This is a genomic window from Achromobacter maghribensis (genome assembly GCF_057334215.1).
Window position 1 is genome coordinate 80,564 of sequence record NZ_JBHFII010000054.1, and the last position, 6,842, is coordinate 87,405.

7 protein-coding genes and 1 pseudogene are annotated in these 6,842 nt (G+C 68.1%); 2 read left to right on the top strand and 6 right to left on the bottom strand.

Features of this window, described 5'->3' with window-relative positions; genetic code table 11:
• Positions 1 to 51 precede the first annotated feature (51 nt).
• Complete coding sequence (gene phnE, locus ACE039_RS23290; protein WP_105559119.1) at positions 52 to 846, top strand: phosphonate ABC transporter, permease protein PhnE; 795 nt, start codon at positions 52 to 54, stop codon at positions 844 to 846.
• Between the two features lie 43 nt (positions 847 to 889).
• On the opposite strand, the gene ACE039_RS23295 is transcribed toward phnE, so the two are convergent.
• The 3 genes from ACE039_RS23295 to ACE039_RS23305 form a co-directional block, all read right to left on the bottom strand.
• Positions 890 to 1,402 (bottom strand): GAF domain-containing protein, encoded by a 513-nt coding sequence (locus ACE039_RS23295; RefSeq protein ID WP_448713271.1) that lies wholly within the window; start codon positions 1,400 to 1,402, stop codon positions 890 to 892.
• Positions 1,399 to 2,373, bottom strand: a complete 975-nt coding sequence (locus ACE039_RS23300) for a Bug family tripartite tricarboxylate transporter substrate binding protein (RefSeq protein ID WP_485823450.1) — start codon at positions 2,371 to 2,373, stop codon at positions 1,399 to 1,401. Before ACE039_RS23300 ends, ACE039_RS23295 begins: the two co-directional genes overlap by 4 nt.
• Positions 2,374 to 2,437: 64 nt before the next feature.
• On the bottom strand, positions 2,438 to 4,273 hold the full coding sequence (locus ACE039_RS23305) for a gamma-glutamyltransferase family protein (protein ID WP_485823451.1): 1,836 nt from the start codon (positions 4,271 to 4,273) through the stop codon (positions 2,438 to 2,440).
• A gap of 108 nt (positions 4,274 to 4,381) precedes the next feature.
• Here ACE039_RS23305 and ACE039_RS23310 point away from each other — a divergent pair, with 108 nt between their 5' ends.
• On the top strand, positions 4,382 to 5,326 hold the full coding sequence (locus ACE039_RS23310; protein ID WP_105559115.1) for a LysR family transcriptional regulator: 945 nt from the start codon (positions 4,382 to 4,384) through the stop codon (positions 5,324 to 5,326).
• 34 nt (positions 5,327 to 5,360) lie between these two features.
• On the opposite strand, the gene phnN is transcribed toward ACE039_RS23310, so the two are convergent.
• The 3 genes and pseudogenes from phnN to ACE039_RS23325 form a co-directional block, all read right to left on the bottom strand.
• Entirely contained in the window at positions 5,361 to 5,951 is a 591-nt protein-coding gene (gene phnN / locus ACE039_RS23315; protein ID WP_310030912.1) for a phosphonate metabolism protein/1,5-bisphosphokinase (PRPP-forming) PhnN, read from the bottom strand.
• Positions 5,948 to 6,691, bottom strand: a complete 744-nt coding sequence (locus tag ACE039_RS23320; RefSeq protein WP_485823452.1) for a DUF1045 domain-containing protein — start codon at positions 6,689 to 6,691, stop codon at positions 5,948 to 5,950. The genes phnN and ACE039_RS23320 overlap by 4 nt, the downstream gene beginning before the upstream one ends.
• Positions 6,692 to 6,693: 2 nt before the next feature.
• A pseudogene (locus ACE039_RS23325) lies at positions 6,694 to 6,842 on the bottom strand (alpha-D-ribose 1-methylphosphonate 5-triphosphate diphosphatase); the annotation flags it as partial.

Sequence of the window (6,842 nt, forward strand, 5' to 3'; positions counted from 1 at the left end):
ACGCGCCGGCGACTCTCTTTCCGAATGCTCCCAAGCGGACCGTCTTTCTCCATGAACCTCGCTACCCATCCCTCTCGCCTGCCTGCCGCGCCGCGCTCGTCGCTGCCGGTCCTTATTGTCTGGGCCGTCGTGCTGGCGCTGCTTGTCATGTCGTGGCGCGGCGCGGACATGCGGCCGCTGGACCTGCTGCGCGACTCGGGCAATATGGCCCAGTTCGCCGCCGATTTCTTTCCGCCCAATTTCCGCGATTGGCGCATGTACCTGGACGAGATGATCGTGACGGTGCAGATCGCCGTGTGGGGCACCTTTCTTGCCATCGTGGTGGCGGTGCCGCTGGGGTTGCTGTGTTCGTCGAACATGGTGCCGGCGTGGGTCTACCAGCCGATGCGCCGCTTGATGGACGCCTGCCGCGCCATCAATGAGATGGTGTTTGCGATGCTGTTTATCGTGGCCGTGGGCCTGGGCCCCTTCGCGGGGGTGCTGGCCCTGTGGGTGCACACGACCGGCGTGCTGGCCAAACTGTTCTCGGAAGCCGTCGAAGCCATCGACCCGCGTCCCGTCGAAGGCGTGCGGGCCACCGGCGCGAACGCGTTGGAAGAAATCGTCTACGGAGTGATCCCGCAGGTGCTGCCACTGTGGATCTCTTATTCACTGTACCGCTTCGAGTCGAACGTGCGTTCGGCGTCGGTGGTCGGCATCGTGGGCGCCGGCGGTATCGGTACGGTGCTGTGGGAAATCATCCGCAGCTTCCGTTACGCCGAAACCTGCGCGGTGATGATCATTATCGTGGCCTTCGTGATCGTGATCGACATGTTGTCGTCGAGAATCCGGCGGGCGTTGATCTAAGCAAAAAGGGCCCGCCAGGCGCGGGCCCTGTTCCAAGGGGGTGTCAGCCCGCGGCGCGTAGCGCCAGGAACGCCGGCAACGCCAGCAAACCGGCCAGCCGGGCGTGGTCGATATCCGCTTCCGACACCTTCGCGCGCGGCATCAGGAAGTTCACGGTGCCCAGGCATGCGCCGGCGTAGACCACCGGAATGTTGATCACCGATTGCAGGCCCAGGTCGCGGATTGCGTCGTGGTCGTTGAAGAACTCGCGGATCGCGGCTTCGCCTTCGCCCACGAACACCCGTTGCTCAAGCAGGACGTGGCGGCCCCAGGACGTGCCACGCTTGTCCTTGCTGCCGCCCGGGGGATAGGCCTGCGGGTTGGAGCTGTACAGGCGCACGACACGCATGGCGTCGGCGTCGTAGCGGTTGACGGTGCACAAGGCGTGCTCCAGCGCGGCGCGGGCGTAGGCATCGATGGCTTGCAGCGCGGCGGCCGCGTCCGAGGAGGCGTAAGCCTGGGCAACGGCCTGCACGCTGCCCGGCGCGGGATGATGCGCGATAGCGTGTCCGGTCATTCCGCGGTGATCCCCAATTCCTTGATCAGCTTGCCGTACTTGTCGGCGTCGCGCACCAGGATATGGCCGAATTGTTCTGGCGTCGTCTCGGTCAGCAGCACGCCCATGTCGCCCATTTTCTTGATGACGTCGGGGCGCTTCAGGATCAGGTTGATCTCGCGGTTCAGGCGTGCGGTCAGTTCGGGCGGCATGCCCGCCGGGCCGAAGGCGCCGTACCAGACCGACAGCTCGTAGCCGGGCAGGGTTTCGGCGACGGTAGGCACCTCGGGCAAGAGCGGCGAGCGCTGTTCCTCGGTAACGGCCAGCAGTTTCAGCTTGCCCGTCTGCACGTGGGGCAGTGTCTGCGTGCCCGCGCTGAACAGCACCTGGGTGCGGCCGGCCACCGTGTCCAGCACGGCGGGGGCGCCGCCGCGGTAGGGGATGTGCATCATCTTCACACCGGCGGCTTTTTCGAACAGCGCCGCGCTCAGATGGTTGGTCGAGCCTTGGCCCGCCGATGCATAGGCGACGGTGTCTGGGCGCGCTTTCACGTAGGCGATGAACTCCTTCAGGTTCGTCGCGGGCACCGACGGATGGACCACCATCGTGTTCGTCACCAGCGCCAGTTCGGCGATCGGCGTGAAGTCCTTCACGCCATCGAACGGCATGTTGGAATACAGCGCCTGGTTCATGGTGTGGGTGCTCATCGAACCGACCAGCAGGGTGTAGCCGTCAGGCTTGGCGCGGGCCACGAAGGTGGTGCCGATATTGCCGGACGCGCCGGAGCGGTTCTCGACGATGACGGACTGGCCCAGTGATTTCGTCAACCCTTCCGACAGGACGCGTGCCAGGATGTCGGTGGAGCCGCCCGCCGCCCAGGGCACGATCAGCGTGATGGGTTTTTCCGGCCAGGCGGCCTGGGACAGCGCGGGCGCGGTCAGCGCCAGTCCGAACGCGCAGGCGCGCAACAATCGTTTGAATCGCAACGTCATGGTGATTACCCCTTGTGCAAGTGCCGGTCTGGACGCCGGCTGGAATGGAAATGGTTGATCAGGATCATCGGCCGACCGCATAGCCCTGCATGCCGCGCGGGTTGGCGCCGGCGCGCAGCAGCAAGCCGCCACCCGCCGCGGGTTCGCGCGTGCAGGCGCTGATCCGGCCTTCGGACCAGGCGGGTCCTACCTTGACCTCGTGGCCGGCATCGCGCAGCGCCTGGACGGTGGCCTCGGGCAGGCGCGATTCCACCGTCAGGCGGTTCAGCGTCTGCGTGCGTGGCCAGAACGAGCCCGGGAAATGGTCGATGTGCCAGGACGGCGCGTCGATGGCTTCTTGCAGGTTCAGGCCCATCGCGTGGCGCAGGAAGAACGCCACGGTCCATTGGTCCTGTTGGTCGCCGCCCGGCGTGCCGAACGCCATATAGGGTTGCCCGTCGCGCAGCACCAGGCCGGGCGACAAGGTGGTGCAAGGGCGCTTGCCCGGCTGCAACTGGCCCGCCACGCCCTCGTCCAGCCACGTCATCTGCAGCCGGGTCGTCAACGGGAAACCCAGGCCCGGCACCACCGGGCTGGACGACAGCCAGCCGCCCGAAGGCGTGGCGGCCACCATGTTGCCGTGGCGGTCGATCACGTCGATCTGGCAGGTGTCGCCCACGAAGATCTCGCGCGCGGCCCATTCGGACACGGGCGGCAGCGCCGCGAACGTGGGCTCGCCCACGCCGAACCGGATGTCGGAGGCGGCCAGCGTGCGGCCTGCGGTAGCCAGGTCGGGCAGGCGGGGGGCCATGCCGTCGGGGCTGCCGGGTTGCAAAACGGTGGACGCTTGTGTGCCGATGCCCGCGGCTCGCTGCCGCGCATACGCGTCGCTCAGCAGCGCGGCCAGCGGCACTTGCACGAAGTCGGGGTCGCCATACCAGGCGGCACGGTCGGCGAACGCCAGTTTGGCGGCTTCGGCGATGCGATGCACGAATTGCGGCGAGGTCGGGTCCAGGCCATCCAGCCCCAAGTGCCGCAGCATCGCCAACTGCTGCAGATGCACGGGGCCTTGCGACCAGACGCCGCATTTGGCCACGGTGTAGCGGCCGTATTGCGTGGTGGCCGGTTCATCGTAGGTGGCGCGCCAGTCGGCCATGTCCGCTTTGCGCAGCAGCCCGCGGTTGCGTTGCCCGGTGGTGTCGCGCACGGCCTCATGGGTGTAGTAGGCGTCGATCGCATCGGCAACGAAACCGCGGTACCAGCTCTCCAGCGCGGCGTCGATCCGGCCGCGCCGGTCGCCGCTGGCGGCATGCGCGTCGTTCAGGATGCGCGTGTAGGTCGCGGCGATGGCGGGCGTGCGGAACAGGGCGTCGGGCGCCGGTACGCGGCCGTCCGGCATCCAGACATCGCGCGAAGTCGTCCATTCATCGCGGAACAGCGCTTGCACGGCCAGGATGGCCTGCGACACGCGAGGCACCAGCGGAAAGCCGTTGCGCGCATAGTCGATGGCCGGTTGCAGCACGTCGGCCAGTTCCCAGGTTCCGTAGTCGCGCAGCAAGGTCAGCCAGGCGCCGAATGCGCCGGGCACGGTGGCAGGCAGCAGGCCGATGCCGGGCACCAGTTCCACCCCCAGTTCCCGGAAATACGCAGGCGTGGCCAAGGCGGGCGCGGGCCCCTGGCCGCAGAGCGCGCGCATGCGCTGTTCGCTTTCGCTCCAGAGCAGGATGGGCACTTCGCCGCCCGGCCCGTTCAGGTGGGGTTCGACGATCTGCAAGGTGAAGCCGCCTGCGACGGCGGCGTCATAGGCGTTGCCGCCGCGTTCCAGCACGCCCATCGCCACCTGCGTGGCGAGCCAATGCGTGGATGACACAACGCCGAAGGTGCCGCGTATTTCGGGACGGGTAGTGAAGGAATCGCGCATGGTGGCGGAAAGGGCAGCGGGGAAAGTGAACGGAAGTATAGGAGCGTGAAATAACTCGATTCAGCTTTGTTGGCATAATTGAATAACCATTTGGTTATAGAGAAACCCATGAGCTGGGATGCCGCCCGTCTGGCCAACCGCCTGAAGCACCGCCATCTGGCGCTGCTGACCAACATCGCCAAGCATGGCTCCTTGACCCGGGTGGCGGCGGCCACCGGCATCAGCCAGCCCGCCGTCACCAAGGCCCTGGCCGAACTCGAGGACATTTTCGGCGCGCCGCTGTTCCTGCGCAGCGGTCGCGGCCTGCAGGCCACGCCACTGGGCGAGCTGGCCTTGCTGCGCGCGCGCCACATGCAGAGCGATCTGGATCTGTGGGCGCGCGAGGTCGAGGCCCTGCATGCCGGCCGTTCCGCGCACCTGAACGTCGGCGTGGTGCCGTATGTGTCCAGCGCCTTGCTGACGGCGGCCATCAGCCGGCTGCATCAGCGCCACGGGGTGACGCTGACGCTGCATCGGGCCACCACGGACCATCTGGTGCCGATGTTGCGTCGGCACGAGCTGGACTGCATCGTCAGCCGCGCAACGTCGACCGTGGCGCTGGACGACCTGATGCACCGGGTGCTGTACCGGCAGCGTCCGCGCCTGATCGCGCACAGCCGGCTGGCGCAGCGCCTGGCCCGGCGGGCGCCGGACTGGCCAGCCGTGGCCGCCATGGACTGGGTCTTGCCGGCGGCCAATACGCCTACGCGGCAACTGATCATGGAGCACTTCATCCGAGCCGGGCTGCGCCCGCCGTCGCCGGTGCTGGAAGCCTATTCCACCGACGTGATCGAAGGCATGCTGACAATGAACGAGGCGCTGATCTCGGTCGTGCCCGAGGACATCGCGCGCGAACTCTGCCAGCGCGGCAAGCTGGGCATGGTGCCTTGGGATTTCGGCTGGGAGCTGCCGCCGATCAACCTGATCCGCCGCAGGCGCGAGCAGCCGCTGGCGGCGGAAGAGCGCTTTTCGGACATATTGCTGGACCTGTGCGCCGACCCGCCCGCCGCCTGACACGTCCCGCCTGACACCCCCCCGCCAGCACCCATTACCGGGCGAGCTGTTCCCGGGCAATCGTCAGCAGGGCCGCGGCCGCCGATTCGGGCGCGCCGTCATTATTGACCTGCGCAAGGCGGCACGCCTGCGGCACGGCAAAGGCTTGCGTGGCGCGCGATAGCCGTTGCGCGATCTGTTCGGTGCTCTCCCGCCCGCGGCCGGCCAGGCGATGCGCGAGCCGGGCGGGGTCAACGGTGATTTCCACCGCCGTCAACGCGGGATAGCGGGCGTGGGCCGCCGGCAGGTGCGCGCGCGATCCGTTGACGATGACGGCCGCGCCGCAGGCCAGCCAGGTGTCGATTTCGATACCGATGCCGTAGTGCAGCCCGTGGCTGGCCCAACGCAGCGCGAAGCAACCCAGCGCCGCGCGGCGCACGAACTCTTCCGTCGACAGGGGTAGCGCGTCTTCGGTGCCGCCACTGTCGCGGGTGATGTAGCGGTGCGCGACCAGAACGGGTTCATCGTGTTGCAGGTGGGCGCGCAGCAGCCGCAGCAGCGTGTCCTTGCCGCTGCCCGAGGCGCCCATCAGGTAGATCAGCCGCCTGCCATCGGCGGGCGGCGGGGCCGTGGCTGCCTGGATCATGGCGCGGGCGGCCCTTGCAGGTAGTCGGCGCCGATGGCGTCGGTGTGCGTGCCATCGAAGCCATAGTGGCGCGCTGCGATGAAGTCGGCGCCGGGCCGGGGCTGCACGAAGATGCTGATGGCGGGCACCGCCATGGTCTGCCCACGCAACGGGTCGGCGAAAGCCGCGATGCTGCGTTGCGCCTGCTCGAGCGCGTCGCCCATCAGTTTTCCGGTCAGCGTGATGTGGAACGTATAGGTATCGAAGACATAGGGGTAGCCCCAGTGCGCCAGCATGGCCTGCTGTTCGGGTGACAGCGATTGCGGCTGGCGGCGCGCGATTTCTTCCGGGGGGGGCGGGGCGCGCAAGTCGTCCAGCCCGCGCACGGCGGCGTTGGCCAGGGCCTGGATGCGGGCCCGGCCCTGCGTATCGGATTCGGCGATGCGCCACGCCAGAAAACCGCGCAGCATTTCACATTCCAGTTCGACCTCGAAAGGAAAGATGCCGCGCGCCACCGCCTGGGCCGCCGCGTCCACGGCTTGTGGCGTGGCGCCGGCGCGCAGCCGGAAGGGAGGCTTCAAGGTGGCGTGCAAGCCGTAATGGCGGGGCGCCTCCGTCCAGGCACGGCACGGTTCCGGCATGTCGGGCGGGGGCGGTAGCGCCGCGCCGGTGTCGGCGCAGCGGCCCAGCCAGCGGCTGCCGTAGTCACGCCACGGGCCGGTGGGCGCCAGGTATAGGGCATAGCGATAGGCAAGCGGCATGGTCAGGCCGCCATGCGCAGGCTGTTGTCGTGACTGAACACACGCGTCGCGTAGCGCAGCTCGCCGCCGACGATCGCGGCGACCACGCGCGGCAATCCCGCCACGTGGTCGTCCACCACGATGGCGTCGGCGATCAGCCCCGGCGCCAGCG

Excerpts from the sequence above, each read along its gene's own strand:
- ACE039_RS23310 (WP_105559115.1), top strand. The coding sequence starts at position 4,382 with ATGAGCTGGGATGCCGCCCGTCTGGCCAACCGCCTGAAGCACCGCCAT.
- ACE039_RS23320 (WP_485823452.1), bottom strand. The coding sequence starts at position 6,691 with ATGCCGCTTGCCTATCGCTATGCCCTATACCTGGCGCCCACCGGCCCG.
- ACE039_RS23295 (WP_448713271.1), bottom strand. The coding sequence starts at position 1,402 with ATGACCGGACACGCTATCGCGCATCATCCCGCGCCGGGCAGCGTGCAG.
- phnE (WP_105559119.1), top strand. The coding sequence starts at position 52 with ATGAACCTCGCTACCCATCCCTCTCGCCTGCCTGCCGCGCCGCGCTCG.
- ACE039_RS23305 (WP_485823451.1), bottom strand. The coding sequence starts at position 4,273 with ATGCGCGATTCCTTCACTACCCGTCCCGAAATACGCGGCACCTTCGGC.
- ACE039_RS23300 (WP_485823450.1), bottom strand. The coding sequence starts at position 2,373 with ATGACGTTGCGATTCAAACGATTGTTGCGCGCCTGCGCGTTCGGACTG.
- phnN (WP_310030912.1), bottom strand. The coding sequence starts at position 5,951 with ATGATCCAGGCAGCCACGGCCCCGCCGCCCGCCGATGGCAGGCGGCTG.